This window comes from Simplicispira metamorpha (genome assembly GCF_004341365.1).
Classification (GTDB): domain Bacteria; phylum Pseudomonadota; class Gammaproteobacteria; order Burkholderiales; family Burkholderiaceae_C; genus Simplicispira; species Simplicispira metamorpha.
This window is the reverse complement of the sequence record NZ_SLXH01000024.1, coordinates 28,923-48,913: the sequence shown is the minus strand read 5'-3', so window position 1 is coordinate 48,913 and position 19,991 is coordinate 28,923. Positions and strand designations below refer to the sequence as shown.

General features: G+C 67.9%; 18 protein-coding genes. 3 read left to right on the top strand and 15 right to left on the bottom strand.

Translation table 11 applies throughout. From position 1 onward, the window contains the following. Positions 1 to 63: 63 nt before the first annotated feature. Positions 64 to 720: an FMN-binding negative transcriptional regulator gene (locus EV674_RS12870; protein WP_119013703.1), complete on the top strand. Its 657-nt coding sequence runs from the start codon at positions 64 to 66 to the stop codon at positions 718 to 720. A 24-nt stretch (positions 721 to 744) separates the two neighbouring features. On the opposite strand, the gene EV674_RS12865 is transcribed toward EV674_RS12870, so the two are convergent. Beyond that, positions 745 to 1,449, bottom strand: a complete 705-nt coding sequence (locus EV674_RS12865; RefSeq protein ID WP_119013704.1) for a riboflavin synthase subunit alpha — start codon at positions 1,447 to 1,449, stop codon at positions 745 to 747. Between the two features lie 76 nt (positions 1,450 to 1,525). Further along, positions 1,526 to 2,011, bottom strand: coding sequence for an NUDIX hydrolase (locus tag EV674_RS12860; RefSeq protein ID WP_119013742.1), 486 nt, complete (start codon positions 2,009 to 2,011; stop codon positions 1,526 to 1,528). A 140-nt stretch (positions 2,012 to 2,151) separates the two neighbouring features. On the opposite strand from EV674_RS12860, the gene EV674_RS12855 reads away from it, so the two are divergent. Continuing rightward, entirely contained in the window at positions 2,152 to 3,285 is a 1,134-nt protein-coding gene (locus tag EV674_RS12855) for a DUF533 domain-containing protein (RefSeq protein ID WP_119013705.1), read from the top strand. Between the two features lie 67 nt (positions 3,286 to 3,352). Here EV674_RS12855 and EV674_RS12850 read toward each other — a convergent pair whose 3' ends face one another. The 13 genes from EV674_RS12850 to EV674_RS17425 form a co-directional block, all read right to left on the bottom strand. After that, positions 3,353 to 3,964 (bottom strand): hypothetical protein, encoded by a 612-nt coding sequence (locus EV674_RS12850; protein ID WP_119013706.1) that lies wholly within the window; start codon positions 3,962 to 3,964, stop codon positions 3,353 to 3,355. Positions 3,965 to 4,103: 139 nt separating this feature from the next. After that, positions 4,104 to 4,706: a GNAT family N-acetyltransferase gene (locus tag EV674_RS12845; RefSeq protein WP_193552696.1), complete on the bottom strand. Its 603-nt coding sequence runs from the start codon at positions 4,704 to 4,706 to the stop codon at positions 4,104 to 4,106. A 311-nt stretch (positions 4,707 to 5,017) separates the two neighbouring features. Further along, a complete protein-coding gene (locus EV674_RS12840) occupies positions 5,018 to 6,868 on the bottom strand; it encodes a DUF4153 domain-containing protein (protein WP_119013707.1) in 1,851 nt (616 codons plus the stop codon). 80 nt (positions 6,869 to 6,948) lie between these two features. Beyond that, positions 6,949 to 8,652, bottom strand: coding sequence for an NAD(P)-binding protein (locus EV674_RS12835; RefSeq protein ID WP_119013708.1), 1,704 nt, complete (start codon positions 8,650 to 8,652; stop codon positions 6,949 to 6,951). A gap of 48 nt (positions 8,653 to 8,700) precedes the next feature. Next, complete coding sequence (locus EV674_RS12830; protein ID WP_119013709.1) at positions 8,701 to 9,564, bottom strand: hypothetical protein; 864 nt, start codon at positions 9,562 to 9,564, stop codon at positions 8,701 to 8,703. Positions 9,565 to 9,593: 29 nt separating this feature from the next. Beyond that, the gene (locus EV674_RS12825) at positions 9,594 to 10,586 is read right to left on the bottom strand and encodes a response regulator (protein ID WP_119013710.1); all 993 of its coding nucleotides are present in this window, start codon (positions 10,584 to 10,586) and stop codon (positions 9,594 to 9,596) included. Beyond that, entirely contained in the window at positions 10,583 to 14,299 is a 3,717-nt protein-coding gene (locus tag EV674_RS12820; RefSeq protein WP_119013711.1) for a PAS domain S-box protein, read from the bottom strand. The genes EV674_RS12825 and EV674_RS12820 overlap by 4 nt, the downstream gene beginning before the upstream one ends. Positions 14,300 to 14,398: 99 nt before the next feature. Continuing rightward, complete coding sequence (locus EV674_RS12815) at positions 14,399 to 15,958, bottom strand: polyamine aminopropyltransferase (RefSeq protein ID WP_119013712.1); 1,560 nt, start codon at positions 15,956 to 15,958, stop codon at positions 14,399 to 14,401. Then, on the bottom strand, positions 15,955 to 16,086 hold the full coding sequence (locus tag EV674_RS17935) for a hypothetical protein (protein ID WP_277749424.1): 132 nt from the start codon (positions 16,084 to 16,086) through the stop codon (positions 15,955 to 15,957). Before EV674_RS17935 ends, EV674_RS12815 begins: the two co-directional genes overlap by 4 nt. 236 nt (positions 16,087 to 16,322) lie before the next feature. Then, positions 16,323 to 16,550 carry a DUF350 domain-containing protein gene (locus EV674_RS12810; RefSeq protein ID WP_119013713.1) on the bottom strand — a complete coding sequence of 76 codons (228 nt, stop codon included), beginning with the start codon at positions 16,548 to 16,550 and terminating at the stop codon, positions 16,323 to 16,325. A 19-nt stretch (positions 16,551 to 16,569) separates the two neighbouring features. After that, positions 16,570 to 18,093 carry a DUF4178 domain-containing protein gene (locus EV674_RS12805; RefSeq protein WP_119013714.1) on the bottom strand — a complete coding sequence of 508 codons (1,524 nt, stop codon included), beginning with the start codon at positions 18,091 to 18,093 and terminating at the stop codon, positions 16,570 to 16,572. A 176-nt stretch (positions 18,094 to 18,269) separates the two neighbouring features. After that, on the bottom strand, positions 18,270 to 19,343 hold the full coding sequence (locus EV674_RS12800; RefSeq protein ID WP_119013715.1) for an SPFH domain-containing protein: 1,074 nt from the start codon (positions 19,341 to 19,343) through the stop codon (positions 18,270 to 18,272). 12 nt (positions 19,344 to 19,355) lie between these two features. After that, a complete protein-coding gene (locus EV674_RS17425) occupies positions 19,356 to 19,532 on the bottom strand; it encodes a hypothetical protein (RefSeq protein WP_157983690.1) in 177 nt (58 codons plus the stop codon). A gap of 47 nt (positions 19,533 to 19,579) precedes the next feature. On the opposite strand from EV674_RS17425, the gene EV674_RS12795 reads away from it, so the two are divergent. After that, on the top strand, positions 19,580 to 19,831 hold the full coding sequence (locus EV674_RS12795; protein ID WP_119013716.1) for a DUF2061 domain-containing protein: 252 nt from the start codon (positions 19,580 to 19,582) through the stop codon (positions 19,829 to 19,831). The last annotated feature ends 160 nt before the right edge of the window (positions 19,832 to 19,991 follow it).

Here is a 19,991-nt window from a genome sequence, read left to right as displayed (position 1 = left end):
GGGGGCAGGCGCCCGCTGGACTATGCTGCGCAAGCATTCCACCACCACCCCGTTTGGTTCGCCATGTACAACCCTGCCCATTTCGCCGTCACCGACCAGGCGGCGCTTTACGACCTGATCCGGCACGCCCCTTTGGGCATGTTGGTCACCCACGGGCCCGATGGCCTGGACGCCAACCACATTCCGTGGGAGCTGCAACAAGGGCCTGAGGGCACAGACCGGCTGATCGGGCATATGGCGCGGGCCAATCCGCTGTGCCAGCAGTTGCAGCAGGGTGGCGATGTGCTGGTGGTGTTCCGGGCCGAGCAGGGCTATATCTCGCCCAACTGGTATCCCAGCAAACACGCCACCCACCGCCAGGTGCCCACCTGGAATTACCGGGTGGTGCATGTGCATGGCCGGGTGGCGCTGCGCGATGACGAAAAGTTTGTGCGTGGTGTGGTGGGCCGCCTGACGCGCACGCACGAGCAGCAAGCCCAGGCCATGGCCCCCCACCCTGCCGGTGCCTGGAAGATGGGGGATGCAGAGCCTGCCTACCTCCAGCAGATGCTGTCAGCCATCGTGGGGCTGGAGGTGGAGATCGTTCGCCTGGAAGGCAAATTCAAGCTGGGGCAGAACCGCTCGGCAGAAGACCGCGAGGGCGCGGCAGACTGGCTGGACAAGGGCCAGCAAACGCAGCTGGCCGCCTGCATGCGCCTGGCAAACCCGGCCACCCCGTAACGCTGGCTGGGGCAGCGCGCCCTTTCAGCGCCCCGCCCCTGGTGTCGGCATGAAGTCGTCCAGCGACAAGCCTTTTTCTTTGAGCAATGCCTCCAGCACGGGCCGCAGGCGACCCAGGCTCTCGTGGACGGCTTCGCGCACGGTGTCCACCACCACCTGGGTGCTGCGCTCGATTTCGATGTTCAGCGCATCGCCCACCTGCTTGTCCTCAAACACCGTGGCGCGGCGGGTTTCGGGAATCAGCCAGACCTCGAACCAGCCCTCGGTGCGGTTCACCTCGGACACCGTGAGGCTGGCGCCGTGGATGGCGATGTAGCCCTTGGCAAACACGTATTTGCGAAAGTCTGCCGGTACGGCCACGCGCCAGACCAGGTTGTTGTCGAGCACGCGCCGCTCGATGAGCTGGCCGGTGAAGTCGATGTGGCCCGACAGCGGGTGGCCGCCAATCTCGGCGCCGTCTTTGGCGGCGCGCTCCACGTTCACGCGCTGGCCTGCGGCGTAGCGGCCCAGCGTGGTGATGTTCAGGCTTTGCAGCATCACATCGAACGTGGCTTGCGTGGGCGAGAGGATTTCCGTCACCGTCAGGCACACGCCGTCGGTGGCCACACTGGCGCCAATGGCCAGATCCTGGCAAAAGCCCTCGGGGAAATCCAGCGTGAAGGTGCGCAGCCCGGCGCGGTCCTCGATGGCGGCGATGGTGGCGGTGGCTTGGACGATGCCTGTGAACATGGCGCGGGCTCCGGTAAGGGGGGCTGAAGAAGGGTTGGCAATTTTGCCACCCGGCCCGGCGCGCGCAGGGGCGCCGTTACCGCCCGGTCTGCATCACGCTCACGTCGGTATGCACCAGCTCCAGCGGGGCGCGCTGGCCCGCCAGGTAGTCGTTCAGGCATTGCAGCAGCAGCGGGCTGCGGTGGCGCTCGGGGCAGGCGCGGATTTCGTCGGCGGTCATCCACACGGTGCGCACGATGCCCGCGTCCAGCGCCTGCCAGGCGTGGTGCGTGCCCAGCTGGCCCGTGAAGGCAAAGCGCAGGTAGGTCAGGTCGTCGCCGGTGCGCGTTTTGGTGAAGCGGTTGAGGTACACGCCCACCAGCGCTGTGGGCGTGAACTCGTGCGCGGTTTCCTCGCGCACCTCGCGGGCACAGGCCTGCGCGGGCGATTCGCCGGGGTCGAGGTGGCCCGCCGGGTTGTTGAGTTTGAGCCCGTCGGTGGTGGTTTCCTCGACCAGCAAAAAGCGGCCATCGCGCTCAATGATGGCGGCCACGGTGACGTTGGGTTTCCAGCGGTTTGGCATGGCGCGCATTATCACCAGCCACCGTGACGCTGGCCCCTGCGGGCCGCCGCGCGCGGGAACCCACAGGCCCTGCCGGGTATCTATGGTGGGTGCCATGCCACACTTTGTCCCCGTCTTTTCTGAACAGGAAACCCCTTCCCATGAATGCAGACCAACAGCGCGCCTTGCTCACCATTGCCTTGTATGCCGGTTTTGCCGATGGCCACAAGGCCGACAGCGAGCGCGAGGCCATCCGGCGCATGGCCGAGTCGCTTTCGGACGCACAGGGCGCCCACCCGCTGGCCAGCCTGTACCAGGACGTGCTGCTCCAGCGCGTGTCGCTGGCCGATGCGGTGCGCCAGCTGACCGACCCGGCCCACGCACAGCTGGCCTATGAGATGGCCGTGTGCGTGTGCGACGCCGATGGCAGCCAAAGCGAAGTGGAGCGGCGTTTTCTGCACGACCTGCGCCGCCAATTGGGCTTGCAGGATGGCGCTGTGCAGGCCTTTGAGGCCCAGGCCGATGCGCTGGCGGCCTACACCAGCGCGGCATCGGTAGCCCCGGCCCCTGCTGTGGCAGCAGCACCGGCACCAGGGGCCGGGCTGTTTGCCCAGTGGGGCGCACCAGCGGCTGCCGCCGCAGCCGGTGTGGGTGCCGTCCTGGGCGCCGCCGTGACCGCAGCGGCCACCCGCGCGCCTGCGCCCGCTGCGGCGTCGGTGCCGCCCCCGGCAGCGTCTGTGCCTGCGGCCCCGGTCATCACCATTCCCGGCCCCGACGAGGCGGCGCTGGACAAAAGCATCCTGAACTACGCCATCCTGAACGGCGCGCTGGAGCTGCTGCCGCAGTCCTGGGCCTCGATGGCCATCATTCCGCTGCAAATCAAGATGGTCTATGGCATTGGCAAGGCGCACGGCGTGGAGCTGGACACCGGCCACATCAAGGAGTTCATTGCCGCTGCGGGTGTGGGCCTGACCTCGCAGTACATCGAGCAGTTTGGCCGCAAGCTGCTGGGCGGCCTGATGGGCAAGGCGCTGGGCAAAACCATGGGCAAGGTGGGGGGCGCGGCCACGGGCATGGCGTTTTCGTTTGCCACCACCTACGCGCTGGGGCAGCTGGCCAAGCGCTACTACGCGGGCGGGCGGCGCATGAACACCGATGTGCTGCGCTCCACCTACCAGGGCCTGCTGGGCCCGGCGCGCGACATGCAGACGCAGTACCTGCCGCAAATCCAGCAAAAGGCCAGCACGCTGGATGCGGGCCAGATCATGGCGCTGGTCAAAGGCCGGGGGCTTTGACGCAAAAACGCCCCGGCACTGCCGGGGCGTGTGCGGTGCGGGCGCCCAGGCCCGCTGCCGTGGCCGGTCAGCCGACGATGGTGTCGGCGCTGGCCAGGTAAGCCTGGATGCCCACCAGGTCGATGGTGCCGGTGGCGCTGTCGATGTGCAGGCCGGTGGTTTCGCCCTCGGCAATCTGCGTCCAGATGCCGTCGCCGTTGTCATCGCGCAGCAGCGTGAATTCGATGCCGTCGCGCTCTTGCTCGGTTTTGACGAGGTAGTTCACGCCATCGAGCTGGATCTGGCTGAAGTGTTCGTTGGCGTCGATGCGCTCGGTTTTCCAGGTGCCGTTGCCCTTGCGCTCCATCTCGGCGGTGACGTTGCCGGCGTTGTCGAAGGTGAAGCGGTGCTGTTCCAGCTGGCGGGCGCTGGCGCCTGCCACCTCGATCTCGAAAGTCTTGTCAAAGCGCTGATCGCCGTTGGCATCGCTGTAGATGCTGACTTCGGTGGTGCCTTGGCGCGATACCTCGGTGCGCACCACTTGGGTGACGGCACCGCTGGCGTTGGTGTCGATATCGAAGGTGTTGCCGGTGATTTTTTCGATCTTGGTCTTGCGGCCGTCCACCTCCACCAGCTGGAGCACGCGCGACAAGCTGGCGTCGAATTGGAATTGGTAGAAGTCCTGGCTGTGTTGGGACATATTCAGATGGCTTTCTCAGGGGGCTGTACAAACCCTTGGCAGGGCACGGTAGCCCGGCGCACTGGGGTGCAGCGCGGCGGGCCAGTGCCACTCTAGAAAGCCTGCATGAAGGCCAGCTTAATGGCCTTGGAGGGGGGGCTCAGGGCTGCGGCCCGGCTGCGGGCACTGCCAGCGGTTTGCGCATGTACACCGCCGCTGTGCCATAGCTAGCCAGGTGCTGGCGCTGGGCGTCGCCGTGTGGGCTGCACAGGGCAAAACCGTGGCGCTCCCAGTAACCCTGCGAGCCTTGCACCGACACCAGCGCCGCGTGCTGCAACCCCTGCGCGTTGGCGTGTTGCCACAGCGATTGCAGCAGCACCCTGGCCAGCCCGCGCCCGGCCAGAGCGGGCAGCACGGCCATGTCGTGCAGGTACAGGGTGTCGGGGTGGGGCGTGGCCTCAAAGTCGCCGTGCAGGGGCGTGACCTTGCCGCGCACGGAATGGTAGGCCGCCAGGTAGGCGCAGACCTGGCCCGCCTGCACCAGCACCAGTGAGCAGTTGGCCGGGCTGGCCAGGCGCCGTGTGAACACGTCGGCGCTTTCCACAAAGTCCTCGCCGTAGCAGGCGCGCTGCACGGCCAGCAAGCCGGGCAGATCAGCGGGGGCCAGGGCGCGCAGCTGGGCGCCGGGCAGGTTCAGGGGGGCGCCGGGCGGCGTTGTCGGGGTGGCCTGCGCGGGGCCGTCAGCCAGATCAGAAGGGTGCATGGGGGCGCGATGGTAGTACACCGGCGCCCCCGCCGGGGCCGCACCCGTGCGGCCTGCTGGACAGGCGTGGCCGTGGCCGCGCGGGAGGGGAGGTGCTCAGGCAGGGCGCTGTGCGGCGGCAGGATGGGCCGTGCGGGCGGGCAAGGCCCAGGCGTGGGCGGTGACGCGCAGCAAGGTGGTGACGCGGTGCAGGTGCTGGGGGCAAGGGCGGGTCATGGCAAGCTCAAAGTTCAAACAAGACAACACAAGCCGCGTAGCTTGCCCACCCACCATGACGCCTGCGTGACGGTGCGCTGCGCTGGCCTGCGGGCTCAGTCGCTTGGGTCGGCACGGATGCGGCCACGCTGCCCCTGCACTTGCAGCTCTTGCCAGCGTGGCTGCTGTGCCTGCAACTGGCCTGCGCGCAGGTGTTGGTGCAGTGCCTGCGTGTCGGTGCTGCGGGTTTGCCAGTCCACTTGCCCGGCGTGTTGCCAGCGCCCGTCCTGGCGGGTGGAGAGCGTGCAGGGCGTGCCCCAGCGGGCCGATAGCTCGCACAGCACCTGCTCGGGCTGGCCGTCGCCGTCCAGGTCGGCTTGCAGCACCACGCAATCGGCGCCGCTTTGCAGGCATTCCATGCCGCGCAGGTGCTGTGCCAGCAGGGCTTGCCACCAGTCGGCATCGGGCAGCGGGTGGCCGCTGGCGGGCGTAATCAGGCGCTGGGCCTGGGCGGCGGTGGTGACGGCGCCGCTGCGCAGCGCCTCGGTGCTGGGCTGGTGCTGCCAGCGCTGGGGCCGTGCCAGCACGCCTTGCAGCAGGCGCTGGGCTGGGGCGCTCTGGTACGCGGGCGCGTCCTGCAACGATTGCAAGGCGGCGTGGCCGTGGCGGCCATGGTCAAAGCGCAGCGCCACCAGATCGGCCTCCGGGGCGGGGGCGGATGCGGCGCGCAGGCGTTCGGTCTGGCTGTGCGCGGCGATGCGGAACGGGTCCAGCAGCGGCGTGTGTACCAGCACCGCCAGCGCCATCACCAACCAGGAGGTGTAGCGGTTGACCGGCTCCAGCCGCTCCAGCCAGGCGCTGCGCGGGCGCAGCACGGCCAGTGCGTAGCCGCCAGCGTAGGCGCTCAGCACCAGTGCCAGCCACAGTGCCCACAGGCGGTCGGTCGTCCAGCCGTATTGGTTGATGCGCAGGCCCAGCGCCGTCAGTGCCAGCCCGGCCAGCACCGGCATGGACAGCAAGCTGGCCTCCACCAGACGGCGCAGCAGCGGTGGGTAGGGGCCGCTGCTGCGGGTGGCGGCCCTGGCGTGGCGGCCATCTTGGTACACCGCGTTGACGAACACCACTTGCAGCGCCAGCACGCCCAGCAGCACGGCGGCCGCTTTGCGCGTTTGCCACAGCGGTTGCAGGCCGGTGAACGGCAGGCTCAGCACAAACAGCACCACGGCCACCGCCAGCAGCGGCAACAGGGCTTGGCACAGCGCCAGCAGGCTTTGGCGGGCGGTTTGCACGGCGCGCTGCTGGGTGCGGCCTATCAGCACGCCCACGCCCGCCATGGTGCCGCTGGCCAGCGCGATGAAGGAGGGCTGTGCAAACAGGTCGGCAAACAGCGGCACCTTGACCAGCGTGAACAGCCCCGCCCACAGCCCCAGCACGCCCCAGCACAGCCCGGTGAACAAGGCTGCCAGCGCCAGTGCCAGCGCGTTGTGCCAGGCGTATGCAAACAGATCGGGGTAGGGCGCATGCCAGCGCCGGTGCTGCAATCGGCACTGCCACCACGGCAGGGCCACCAACAGCAGCAGGCCCAGCGCCAGCCCCAAAGGCGCCCAGACGCTGGACGCCGTGCCCGGCGCCCCGGTGGCGTTCCAGCCCGCCCAGGCCGCCAGGGCCAGCACCAGCGCCGCTAAGGCCCCGGTGCCGCGCCAGAACAGCGCATCGCGCAGGTGCACCACACTCAGTGCCACCACCGTAGGCAGGGCCAGCACCCATGCCACCCACGCGCCATACACGCCCAGCTGTGCCCAAGGCCCCCAGCCCCGGGAATGGGCCTGGTGCGCCCCGTACCACAGCGCGCCTTGCAGCAGCCCCAGCAGCACGATGCAGCGGCGGGTGCCCGGCGGCAGACCCGGCCCGGGCGCGGCGTCGTCAGAGGGAGGGAGGCCATCGGAGGTGGGCGGTGGGGTGTGCATGGGGTGGTGGCGTCGGTGGGGGGAAGTGGAGGTGGATATGGGGGTGGATATGGGGGTGGCGGTGGGCGGGCGCGGCGGCATCAGCGCGCGTGCGCCAGCGCTGCGTGGTGGCCGCGCGTGAAGGCTTCTTCGAACACCGAGTAGCCCGACCAGTCGGCGTGCGCAAACGCCAGGCGCGCCGTGGCGGGGCTGGGCAGTACGGCCATTTGCTCTCCATTTGATAGCTGGTATCGCTTATCTGGCGGGCGTTGCAGGGCAATTTGGCTTAAAAACTGCTGCGTGCCCGGCACCGGCGTGGCCATGGCGTGGCCGTGGCGGGTGATGGCGATGTGCGTGGCGCGCGCGCGCAAATCCGGGTGCGGCGCCGACAGGGCGTGCACGATGGCATCGGCCCAGTGCGTCCAGGGCTGCTGGGCCAGGGCCGCGCGGGCGCCGGGCAGCTCGCCCAGCGCCTGGTAATAGGTGAGCACGGTGGGTGCGGCCCCGGCGGCACGGGCGTCGAGCCGCTGGTGGCTGGCATCGACGTAGCCCAGGCCGCCGGGGGTGGCGTCCTGGTACAGCACGTTGTCCCAGGCGGGGGCGGCGCCGGGGCGGTCTTGCAGCGGGTGGCTCAGGTGGATGTTGGCCACCAGCCACGGCGCCCAGTGCAGGCGCTGTGCGGCCTGTTGCACAAAAGCGGGCGGCGCCTGTACCACCCGCGCCGCCATGAACACCGGCAGCGCCACGATGCAGCGCTGCGCCTGCCAGCGCTGCACGGTCTGCGTGGCGTGGTCGAAGGCATCGACCTGCACGCCGCGCGCGTGCTCGGCAATGCGCAGCACGCTGGTGGCGGTGTGCAGCTGGCCGCCCTGGCGCAGCGGCGCGGCCAGGCGCTGGGTGATCCAGCCGTTGCCCTCGGGCCAGGTCAGCACGCCGCTGTCGCGCTCGGCTGCGGCGGCGCTGCCCGGCGCCTGAAAACCGTGGCGGCTGGCAAAGTAGTGGATGCCCGCCCAGGCCGATACGCGCGCGCAGCCTGCGCCGTAGTCGTCGCGGCAGCAGTAGTCCAAATACCAGCGCAGGTGCGGATCATGCAGTCCTTGCTGGGCCAGCCATGCTTCAAAAGTAATAGCGTCCAGCGCTTGGTGGGCGGGCGCTAGGGACTGATTTGGCTTCCATGTTTTGAGCGCGGGCATGGCAAAGCGCGCCTGCTGGCTGTGCGCCTGTACGGCATCGGCAAAGCGCTGGTACTGCGCCAGCGTGGCGCTGCCCACGCCCTGCACGGGCAGCAGGCCTTCTTGCCATTCGCCGTGAAAGAAAAAGCGCTCCTGCGGGCTGTGGCACAGGTGGCGCTCGTCGTACTGCCAGCGCCCGGCCACGCGCTGGCGCAGGCCCAGTTCTTCAAGCAGGTCTTGCACCTCGGTGGCGTCGGGGCCGGGCAGGGGCAGGTAGTGCGCGCCCAGCGGGCAGGCCAGGCCTTGCACCTGGGTGCCCCGGCTGTTGCCCCCGGCGCTGTCTTCCAGCTCCAGCAGGGCAAAGTCCTCCACCCCCGCCAGGCGCAGCGAGCGCGCGGCGGCCAGCCCGGCCACGCCGCCCCCGGCAATCACCACCTGGGTGCGGTGGATGCGCGCGGGCTCGGGCAGGCGGCCGCTGGCCAGCAGGTCGCGCAGGGCGTGGCCGCGCGCCATGTCCACCCCGGCAAAGCCGCCGCTGAGGGCGGGCGGCGCGCTGTCGCAGGCGGCCAGCAGGGCGCTGGTGGCGCTGGCGGCGCTGGCGGTGGTGCGGGCCAAGAACTGGCGGCGGTGCATGTCGGTTGGGATGTGTTCGGTGCCGGTGCGGCAGGGGGCGAGGTCGCCTTATGGCGGGGCTGGGGTGGCACTGGCTGCGGCGCTGGCGCCGGGCAGTGCAGGCGGTGCAGGCAGGCTGCTGGCGCTCAGCACCGTGCCGTCGGCAAAGGCGACCGACTCCAGCACCCATTGCACCTGCAAGGCGTCGGCCTGGGCCATGGCCGCGTGCAGGGGGTGGTTGCGCTGGTGGTCGATGACGGCGGTGTGCTCCAGGGATTTGCCTGGCAACACCGGGGTGTCGATGTGCAGGGGGAGGGCGCCCAGCGCGCGGCCTTGGGTGTCGGCCATTTGCAGCCAGCCCGATGCGCTGACCAGGCGCTTGGCCGACGGGTTGCCCAGCGCCACGGAAATCACCCACTGGTGCGCAAAGACCTCGCCCTGGGCGCTGACGACGGGCTTGAACTCGTGGTGCAGCGTGCGTGCCGAGATGTGTTGCAGCAGCCGTGCATGGACGGCGGCGCGGCTGCTGTGCAACTGCTCCAGCGCGGCCTGCTGTTCGCGCTGGGCCTGCGCTTGCTGCCGGGCTTGTTCCTCGGCCTGGGCCTGGCGGGCGGCTGCTTCGGCCTGGGCTTGCTGCTGTTGCAGTTCAAACTCGGTCTGGTTGCGCAGGGCGTGCTGGACGGTGCCCGCCGAGGGCTCGCCGCCGTAGTGCTCCTGGCGCAGCATTCTGTGTGCCCAGCGCTGGAAGCGCTCCTGGTCGGGGCCGGTGAGTGCCCGGGCGATTTTTTCTGCTTCGCCTGCGCCCAGGCGCCCATCGGCGGGCAATTTGTGCGCATACGGATCACCGCACCCGCCCAGGCAGGCAGCCAGCACGGCGCCCGCCAGCCAGGCGCGGCGGCGATGGGGATGTTGGTTGGCGTTGGTGGTTGGCACTGTGCTTGCTCTCTTGCCGCAATGGCGACTCAGTCGGCCCAGCGTGCCCGGATTTCCAGCAGCTCGGGCAGCAGCGGCTCCAGCAGCATGACCAGGGCCGGGTCAAAGTGCTGGCCTGCCTGGGCCTGGATGTGGGCTACGGCGTCGGCCACGGGCCAGGCTTTTTTGTAGGGGCGCTCGGCGGTGAGGGCGTCGAACACGTCGGCAATGGCCACCAGGCGCGCCTCCAGCGAGATGGCCTCGCCCGCCAGGCCGTGCGGGTAGCCGCTGCCGTCCCATTTTTCGTGGTGTTGCAGGGCGATGGCGTGGGCCATTTGCAGCAGTCCGCCGGGGTGCTGGCCGATGATTTCTGCGCCCATGGCGGGGTGGCGGCGCATCACTTCCCACTCCTGGGCATCGAGTTTTCCGGGCTTGCGCAAGATGGCGTCGGGGATGCCGATCTTGCCCACGTCGTGCATGGGCGCGGCGTTGAGCAGGTCTTCGGCCCAGGCCGGGCTGCAGCCTGCCGCCAGTGCCAGGCGGTGGGCAAAGTGGCTCATGCGGATGACGTGCATGCCGGTTTCGTTGTCTTTGTACTCGGCAGCGCGCCCCAGGCGCTGCACGATTTGCAGGCGCGTTTCGCGCAGCTCGTCCAGGCGCACCAGCGACAGGTGGATGCGCACGCGCGCGCGCACCACAGCGGCGCTGACGGGCTTGGTGATGTAGTCCACGGCCCCGGCGTCCAGGCCCCGGGCCTCGTCGTCGTGGTCGGTCAGTGCGCTGATGAACAGCACCGGGATGGGCGCTGTGCGCGCATCCTGCTTGAGCGCGTGGCACACGGCGTAGCCGTCCATCCGGGGCATCATGATGTCCAGCAGCACCAGGTCGGGGCGCTGCTGCTGGGCGATTTCGATGGCGCGCTGGCCGTCGGTGGCAAACAGCAGCCGGTAGTCGGATTGCAGGATGTGGCGCAGCACCTGGAGGTTGGTGGGCTCGTCGTCCACCAGCAGCAGGCGCGGGCGGTGGTCTTCGGTGGGGGTCATGGGGCGGCTTCCTCGGGGGCGGGCGCCAACTGTGCCCGCAGGGTGTGCAGGCAGCGTTGTGCCTGGTTGAAATCAAAGGCATCGATGGCCTGCTGCAAAGGCTCCAGGGCCAGGGCGGGAAGCAGTTCGGCCAGGGCTTGCAGCGGGGCTTCGGGCAATTCGCCCCGTTGCAGGGCCTGCGCCAGTTGCTCCAGCGCCTGGTGGGCCTGCGCCAGTGGCTGCGCTGCCACGGGCAGGTGGACGGGTGCCTGTGCGGCCGGGGGGGCGCCGCAGATGCGGCAGGCCTGCGCCGCTTGCTGGGTGCTGCCCAGCACGGCGGGCAGGGCATCGACCAGGGGGGCGATGGTGTCGGCGTGGCCGGTGCGGGCGGCGTCTTCCAGTTGCGTGGCCAGGGTGTGCAGCGGGTCCAGGGCCAGGTTGCCGGCGGCGCCGCGCAGGCGGTGCGCGGCGGCCCGCAGGCCCTCCCAATCGCCTGCTTGCAGGTACTGTTGCAGCGCTGCGGGCACGCTCTGGCTGTCGTGCAAAAAGCGCTCAATGGCGTTGCACAGCAAATCCAGCCGCGTCCACAGGCGCACGCCGCGTTCCCAGTCGATGGCGGCCTCGGCGCTGTGCGCTGTGGGCAGGGCCAGGGTGGGCGCCGGTGTGGCATCGAGGCGGATGTCCAGCACCCGGGCCATCTCGGCGTGCAGGCGTGCGGGCTCCAGCGGCTTGCCAGCAAAGCCGTCCATGCCAGCGGCCAGGGCGTCGCGGCGGTCTTGCTCCAGCACGCTGGCCGACAGGGCAATGATGGGCACGGGCTTGCGCTGCCGGTCTTGCTCAAAGGAGCGGATGCGGCGTGTGGCCTCCAGCCCGTCCATGCCGGGCATTTGCAAGTCCATCAGCACCAGGTCAAACGGGGCGCGCACGAATTGCGCTACCGCCTCCTCGCCGCCGTGCGCCAGCGTGATCTGGTGGTTGCCGCGTGCCAGCGTCAGTTGCAGCAGCTCCAGGTTGTTGGCCACGTCATCCACGGCCAGCACCCGCAGGGGCGGCAGGGTGCCCACCTGTGGGTGCGCTGGCGCCTGCACGGCCTGGCCCAGCGGCAGCGGCAGCCGCACGCTGAAGGTGCTGCCCACGCCCGGCGTGCTTTGCACCGCGATGTGGCCTTGCATCAGCTCGGTGAGCTGGCGCGAGATGGTGGTGCCCAGGCCCGTGCCGCCAAAGCGGCGCGTGGTGGAGGCATCGGCCTGCGCAAAGGGGTCGAAGATGCGCGCCAGCTGTTCGGGGGCGATGCCGATGCCGGTGTCCTGCACCTCCAGCGCCAGCTGGTCTTGGGCGTAGGCCACGCGCAGCGTGACGGTGCCGGTTTCGGTGAACTTGATGGCGTTGCCCAGCAGGTTGACCAGAATCTGCTGCAAGCGCAGTGCATCGCCGCAAAAGTAGTCGGGCTCGGATGGCGGGTACTCCAGCACCAGCGCCAGTCCTTTCTTGGTGGCGGTGATGCGCAGCGAGGCCAGAATCTGCTCGCACAGCGTGCGCAGCGAGAAGTCTTCTGCCTCCAGCTCCACGGCGCCTTTTTCCAGCTTGGCGGTGTCCAGAATGTCGTTGAGCAGGCGCAGCATGGAGCGCGCGGCATGGTGTACGGTGCCCAGGTGGCGGCGCTGGGTGCTGTCCAGCGGCGAGTCCAGCAGTGCCTCGGTGAAGCCGATGATGGCGTTCATGGGCGTGCGGATTTCATGGCTCATGTTGGCCAGGAACATGCTGCGTGCGGCCGCTGCCAGTTCGGCGCGCTCTTTGGCGCTGCGCAGCTCTTGTTCCATGGCGCGGCGCTGGCTCAGGTCGGTGGCAAATTTGACGATCTTGAATGGCTTGCAGTCCGCATCAAAAATCGGGTTGTAGGTGGCCTGTATCCACACCTCGTGCCCGTCCTTGCCCAGGCGCAGGTACTCGCCCGCGTCGAGTTCGCCGCGCCCCAGGCGCTCCCACAACTGGGCGTAGGCGGGGTCTTGCACATACTCGGGTGGGCAGAACATGCGGTGGCTTTGGCCCAGCACCTCGTCCAGCGTGTAGCCCATGAGCTGCAAGAAGTTCTGGTTGGCGTAGAGCAACCGGCCTTGCAGGTCGTACTCGGCCACGGCCAGCGCGCGGTTGATGGCGTGGACCGTGCCTTCAAACTCGGCACTGCGGGCCTTGAAGTCGGTGGTGTCCACGATCACGCCGTCTATCCACTGCACCTGGCCGTTTCCATCGGACACGCTGCGCCCGGTTTCAGACACCCAGCGCGTGCGTCCGTCGCGGTGGCGCAGGCGGTATTCGATCTGGTAGGCGCGTTGCTGCTGCGCCGCTTGCGTGATCTCGTGCCACAGGCGCGGTACATCGTCGGGGTGGGTGAGCTGCGCAAACGAGGTGCGCTGGGCCAGGAAGTCGGGGGCCGTCCAGCCCGTGAGCTGCTCTACCGAGTCGCTGACAAACAGCATCGACCAGTCCTGGTCCAGCCGGCAGCGGAACGTCACGCCCGGGATGTTGCCGATGAGCGAGCGAAACTGCTCTTCGCTGCGGCGCAGCGACGTTTCCATGTCGAGGCGCTGGCGGATGTCGGTCAGAAAGCCGACAAACACCGGCTTGCCGGGCCATTGCACCCGGCCCACGGCCAGGTGTACGGGCACCAGCGTGCCGTCTTTGCGCCGCACCTCGACCTCGCGCCCGGTGCCGATGATGCGCTCCTCGCCCGTGCCCAGGTGGTGGTTCAGGTAGCCGTCGTGTGCGGACTGGTGCGGCTCGGGCATGAGCATGTTCACGTTGCGCCCCAGCACCTCGTCTGCCGACCAGCCCAGAATGCGCTGCGCCGCCGCGTTGTACGACTGCACCAGCCCCTGGGCGTCAATCATCACGATGCCATCCAGGGCGGTGTCCATCACCGCGCGCAGGCGTGACTCGTTGCGCTGGGCTTCGAGCAGCAGCTGGCGGTAGCGCAGCCCCACGTTGATGGCCAGCACCAGGGCCCCGGCAAACACCGTGACTGCTGTCACGGCCAGGGCCAGCGTGCGGTGCTCGGTGCTGCCATCAAAATAGTCCATGTCCATCGGCCCGACAAAGCGCAGCGCGTCCATGCCCATGTAGTGCATGCCGGCAATGGCCAGCCCCATCACGCTACCGGCCAGTGCGCTGGCCCACCAGGGCCGCCAGCGCATGTGCCGTTGCAGGCCAAAGCGCACCCACAGCGCCAGCGTGGCCAGCAGCACGGCCACCACGATGGAGGTGGCAAAGCCCACGGGGTCGTAGCGCATCATCGGTGCCAGCTCGGAGGCGGCCATGCCGATGTAGTGCATGGCGCCAATGCCGCCGCCCACCAGCACGCCGCCGCCCAGCAGCACCCAGGGCCCCACCGTGCGGCGCATCAGCAAGTGCAGCGCCACCCACGACGCCGCCAGCCCGGGCACGAACGACACCAGCGTCATCCACGGATCAAAGCGCCCGCGCGCGCACAGCGCAAACGCCAGCATGCCGATGAAGTGCATGGCCCAGATGCCGCCGCCCAGGGCAATGGCGCCGGTCAGCAGCGCCAGGTGCCGGTACAGGGCGCCTGATGCCCGCCGCGCCAGCGCGGCCATGTGCAGCGCCATCATGGACGCCAGAATGGCCAACACCACCGACAAGGCCACCAGGCGCGGGTCGTGCTGCTGCCACAGCAGCGCGGGACGGGCGATCCCGCTGGAAAAGAACATATCAAGCATGAAAAGCGCTGCAACGCAACGTGTTGTGTAGGGACATTTTCAACGATGGGCGTGGCACGCCTGCGGGCCGACCCGGCAGAGCCAGGGGCCACCCCCTGGTCAATGGCCCAGCGCCTGGCCCCACTCGCGCTCGTAGGTGGTCACCAGCACCTGGTTGGACAGGCGGTGAACTTCCGTCGATACGCGGGCCATGTCCAGCGGAAAGTCCAGCAGCAGCGGCAAGCCCTGCACGCTCAAGAACTGCAAGCCTTCGGGCAGCGCCTGCGGCAGCCGCCAGGGCCTGCGGCTGGCAATGACAAAGCCCCACTCGCCAAAGCTGGGCACATGGGCGTGGTAGGGCGTGGTGCGCAGGCCCACCGATTCAATGCTCGTGACCACCGTCCAGAAACTCTGCCGGGCCACCAGCGGCGAGGTGGTCTGCACCACGGCGTAACCGCTGGCGGCCAGGCGCTGGTCGAGCAGCGCATAAAAGCTGTTGGTGTAGAGCTTGCCGATGGCAAAGTTGGTCGGGTCAGGAAAGTCCACCACGATCACGTCAAAGGTGTCGCCCGTGTCTTGCAGCCACTGGAAGGCGTCGGTGTTGACCACCGTGACCTTGGGGTTTTGCAGCGCCCCGGCATTGAGCCGCGCCAGCGTCGGGTGCTGGGCAAACAGCTGCGTCATGGCCGGATCGAGTTCGACCAGCGTGACCGATTCGACGCTGGGGTATTTCAGCACCTCGCGCACCGCCATGCCGTCGCCGCCGCCCAGCACGGCCACCTTTTTCGGCGCGCCGTGGGCGGCCATGGCCGGGTGTACCAGCGCCTCGTGGTAGCGGTACTCGTCGCGCTGGGAAAACTGCAAATTGCCGTTCAAAAACAAACGGTGCCCCGCCTTGCCATGCGTAACCACGATGCGCTGGTAGGGAGAGGCGCTGCTGAAGACGATACGATCTTGGTAGAACTTGTCTTCGGCAAAGGTGGTGATGTGCTCGGCGCCCCACAGCGCGGCCAGCAGCGCCCCGATCACCAGCGCACACGCCGCCACATGCGCACGCAGGCGCCGCAGCTCATGGCGAAACAGCCACACCGCCCACGCCGCCACGCTGGCATTGAGCAGGCCAAACACCAGCCCCGTGCGGATCAGCCCCAGGTGCGGCACCAGCAGCAGCGGAAACGCCAGCGACACCGCCAGCGCGCCCAAATAATCAAACGTCAGCACCTGCGAGACCAAATCCTTCAGCGCCACGTTGCGCCGCAGGATGCGCATGACCAGCGGAATCTCCAGGCCGACGAGCGTGCCCACCACCAGCACCATGCCGTAGAGCAGCAGCCGGAAGGCGCCGGGTATGTATGCGTTTGCTATGAAAAGAATAGCTGGAAGCGCCCCGCCCACGAGCGCTACGAGCAATTCGATGCGCAAAAAGTGGGCGGGCAACTGCCGCTCAAAGTAGCGCGACAGCCACGAGCCCACCCCCATGGCAAACAGGTAGGTGCCGATGATGGTGGAGAACTGCAACACCGAGTCGCCCAGCAGGTACGACGCCAGCGCCCCCGCCGCCAGCTCATACAGCAGCCCGCAAGCGGCCACCACAAACACGCTGATGAGCAGCGCCACGTCGATGGGGCGGGGGCCGGTGGGGGCCGTGGGGTGCGGGGTTGGCAGGGCGTCGGGGCTCATTGCAATACGGCGTCCAGCACACACACTGGCCGCGTCTTGCCACAGGCCGCCGTGAGCGCAGCGCGGGCAACACTGGCCAGAGTGTCGAGGGCGGCTTGCGGTTGGGACTTGAGGCTGAGGGTAGTCATGGATTGTGAACAGTGGAGGGATTGATCCCAATGGAACTCATTGATATATCAATGTCTTTCACAAATCCATTGGGAAAAAATCACTTGGATGGGGGGCTATTGGGAGCCAGTGCCCACAGCGCAGCTTTGGTGTGTCCCCCAATGTTCTGGATGCGCCCCTTCACCAGCCCTGTCCGGCGCAACCCGGCTCCTTGTGTGAAAGCTGGGGGCTGATGCGCTCAGAGCGCCGCAGCACCTCACCCCCCATGGATCGCCGCTGCCACGATGATGCTGATGCCCAAGCACATGGCAGCCACCACCATGCCCAGGGCCTTGTTCTGCTTTTCGACGATTTCGCGCCACAGGTCGTAGGGGGTGATTTTGTCCACGATGACAAAGCACACCCAGAAGATGATGACGCCAATCATGGCGTAGAGGATAGAGCCGAGAAATGCGGCCGGTTTGAGCCATTCGATGCCGATCATGTTTGCTCCTTGAGTGAATTTATTTGTGCCCGCCGCCCGTCGAGAAGCCCCCGAACGAGCCGCCCGAGCTGCGGTAGCTGCCGCCCGAGCCGCCCGAGGAGTCCGAGCACCGGCTTATCAGCAGCACCAGAATCAGCAGGACGACGGCAATGATGATGAGCGTGGCACAGCCCACGCCTTTGCTGGCCACGAAGGGGCCGGGGTCGTCGCGTTGCAGCAGGTCTTGCTGGTCGGTCAGCCCGAAGGCTTTGGCCACGGCGGTGCTGGCCATTTTGTCGCCCGCCGACCAGGTGATCTCGTTGGCGCCTTGCTCCATGCTGAGCAGCCCCTTGGCACTGGCAAAGTCGCGGTTGAAGGTTTTCTGGCCGCGCACCACGGGCCAGTAAAACTCGCCCAGCACGTAGGTGGTTTCGGCCTCGTAGCTGTATTTGAGCTCGTAGGTTTTGCCCAGGTAGGTGGCGCTGCGTCCGTTCTTGGCCAGTGCGGGCGCACCGGTGGTGGGGCGCACCAGGCTCCAGCCCTCTTCCGAATCCACCAGAAACGCAAAGCCGCGCTTTTGGTTGTAGAGCAGGTATTCGCTCCAGCCAAAGTGCTCGTCGTCGCCGGGCTCTGCGCCCATGCGGTGCTGAAACCCCACCACCTGCCAGTGCACGCCCTGCAACTGGCCTTTGCTGCCCAGCGCAATGACGGGGCGCACGGGCTCGTCCTGCTCGGCAGAGCGCAGTTCGCCGCCCACGCCGCCCTCCAGGCTGATGATGCTGGCGCAGGAGCCGCAGGTCACGCTCTTGGTGCTGGACAGCTGCACCTGCACCGGCGCGCCGCAGTGCGGGCAGTTGAACTGGCGGCCCTTCTCGTCCTTGGCGGACTCGTCTTTCAGGCCCTGCAAGTGCAGGTCTTCCAGCAGCACGGCGCGCCCGCGCTCGACGTGCGGCGGGTCTTGGGTGTAGGTGATGCTGAGCACCTCGCCGCCGCTGCTGCGCAGCTCCACCAGGTCAAACGGCTGGCCCAGCGGTGGCAGTTGCGGCAGTTCGCCCTGGGCGGCAATCAACTGTGCCTGGCCGCTGAAGGCCACGCTGTAGGGCTGGCCGTTGACGGCGGTGGTCATGCCGACGCGAAAGCGCGCCGCTTCGGGCAGATCGCGCCCGGCCGGGCTGGGGCGGGTGAAGACGTAGCTGCCGTTGTCCTCGCCCAGGCTGGCGATGCTGCCGTCGGGCAAAAAGGCGGCCCATTCCGTCCAGACGCCGGCCTCGGTTTTGTATTGCAGGCGCCCGATCAGCGTGAAGGATTGCTCCTGGCCGTCGAGCGTGATGCGCCCGCTGGCCATGAGTTGCAGCGGGCTGTGGTCGTCGAACAGCTCGGCCATCTTGCCGATGCGCGAGAGCACGTCGCCGTTGCGCACCACGGTGCTCTGGCAGTAGCCGCAGACGGCGTGGGTGGATTGCGCGCTTTTGAATTCCACCGGCGCGCCACAGCCGGGGCAGGGCGCACGGTAAAAGCGCTGGGTGGGCGTGGGCGGCGGTGGCGGGGTGGGATCGGTGGCCATCGGGGGCTGAAGCGGGCTGCGCGGCCAGGGTGGGCGAGGTTTAGAAGTCTTTTTGGCCTCTAGCGCCCGCCAGTTAAGCGCAAGCAGCTATTAAAAAAATAGCGTTCTGGGTGCTGGCAATGGCAACGACCAAGGCGCTGGCGGGCAGGGGTGGGCGGGGGCGCAGCGCGCTGCGGTCAGACCAGTTTTTTCAGCAGCTCGGCTTTTTTGCTGTCGAACTCTTCCTGCGTCAGGATGCCTTTGGCTTTGAGGTCGGCCAGCTTTTCCAGGGTGGACATGACCTCGTCGGGCGAGATGCCCACCGGGGCAGCGGGTGCTGCCGGGGTGGCTGCTGCGGCGGCGGGCTGCGCTTGCGCGTGCATGCCACCCAGGCCCGATTGCAGGTTTTGCGCCAGCAACTGGCCCATGGCCATGCCTGCGCCCAGGCCCATGGCGTCGCCAGCGATGCTGCCGCCGCTGCCCGCCTGCCCGGCCGCAGCGGCAAACTGCGGAATGGCCTGCGCCGTCTGGTACTGCATGAACTTGCCCATGTCGTTGCCGACCATGCCCATGCCGATTTTCTGGTCGAGGATTTTTTGCAGCTCTTCGGGCAGCGACAGGTTTTGCACCGTCAGGGCTTCGAGTTGCAGGCCCAGCTTGGCAAATGCCGGTTGCAGCTCTTTGGCCAGCGCATCGGCAAACATGACCTGGTTGGCCGCCAAATCCAGAAACGGCAGGCCGCTGCCCGCAATGGCGTTGCTGATGTTTTGCAGCACCAGGCCGCGCAATTGGCCATCGAGCTCGGCCACGGTGTACTGCGCGCGCGTGCCCGAGATTTCGGTGTGGAACAGCTTGGCGTCGGTGATGCGGTAAGCGTAGTTGCCAAAGGCGCGCAGGCGCACGGCGCCAAAGTCTTTGTCGCGGATGGTGATGGGCTGGGGCGTGCCCCATTTCTGGTCGATCTGCTGGCGTGTGCTGAAAAAGTACACATCGCTTTTGAAGGGCGACTCGAACAGCTTGTCCCAGTTCTTCAGGTAGGTCAGCACCGGCAGCGTCTGCGTGGTCAGCTTGTAGGTGCCGGGGCCGAACACGTCGGCCACCTGGCCCTCGTTGACGAACACGGCGATTTGCGATTCGCGCACCACCAGCGAGGCGCCGTTCTGGATTTCCATCTCCGCCATCGGAAAGCGCCACACCAGCGTGCCGTTGGCATCTTCCGTCCATTGCAGGATGTCAATGAACTGTTTCTTGATGAAATCAAAGAGGGCCATGCGTGCTCCCGGTCAGCGCTGAGGGTGGATAGGAGCGGCCATCATAGCGCCCGGTGCGCGCGCTCCAAGGGCGCTTCCGTGCAGCGTGGGCGGTGTGCTGGACAGGGCGCTGGCGCGCCCGCGCCGGGCGCTGGCTATGGCGCTGTTAGGCAGGATCGATTGGCGCATGGCGTTGAGAATGACTAGCATTTGCCCATGCCTGCTTCAGGCCATCCGTGCAACTTCAGGAGCCTGCCATGTCCCGCATCCGCCACCTCGCCGCGCAAAACCAGACCATGTTGATGAAAACGGCCAGCTACTACGTGATCCACGTCTGCGTGGCTGCGCTGGTGGCCTACGCCGTGACCGGCAACCTGTGGGCCTCGCTGACGCTGAGCCTGCTGGAGCCGACGGTGCAGGCGGTGGCGTTTTTCTTCCATGAAAAAGCCTGGGTGCGCTGGGCGCAGCGCAAGCACGCGGTGCAAGACGCGCCGTTGACCGCAACGTAACGCAGCCTGGCGTGGATGCGACGCTGGGGCAGAGTGCGTTCCAGCGCTGGCTGGTGTGCGATAGTGGCCCTCAGCCGGGTCAACGGCTTCAGGCGTGGCGGACAGCCATGCCCCGCAGTCTTTCGGGTTGTGTCTGGCGTAGGCAAACTGGGCACAGCCA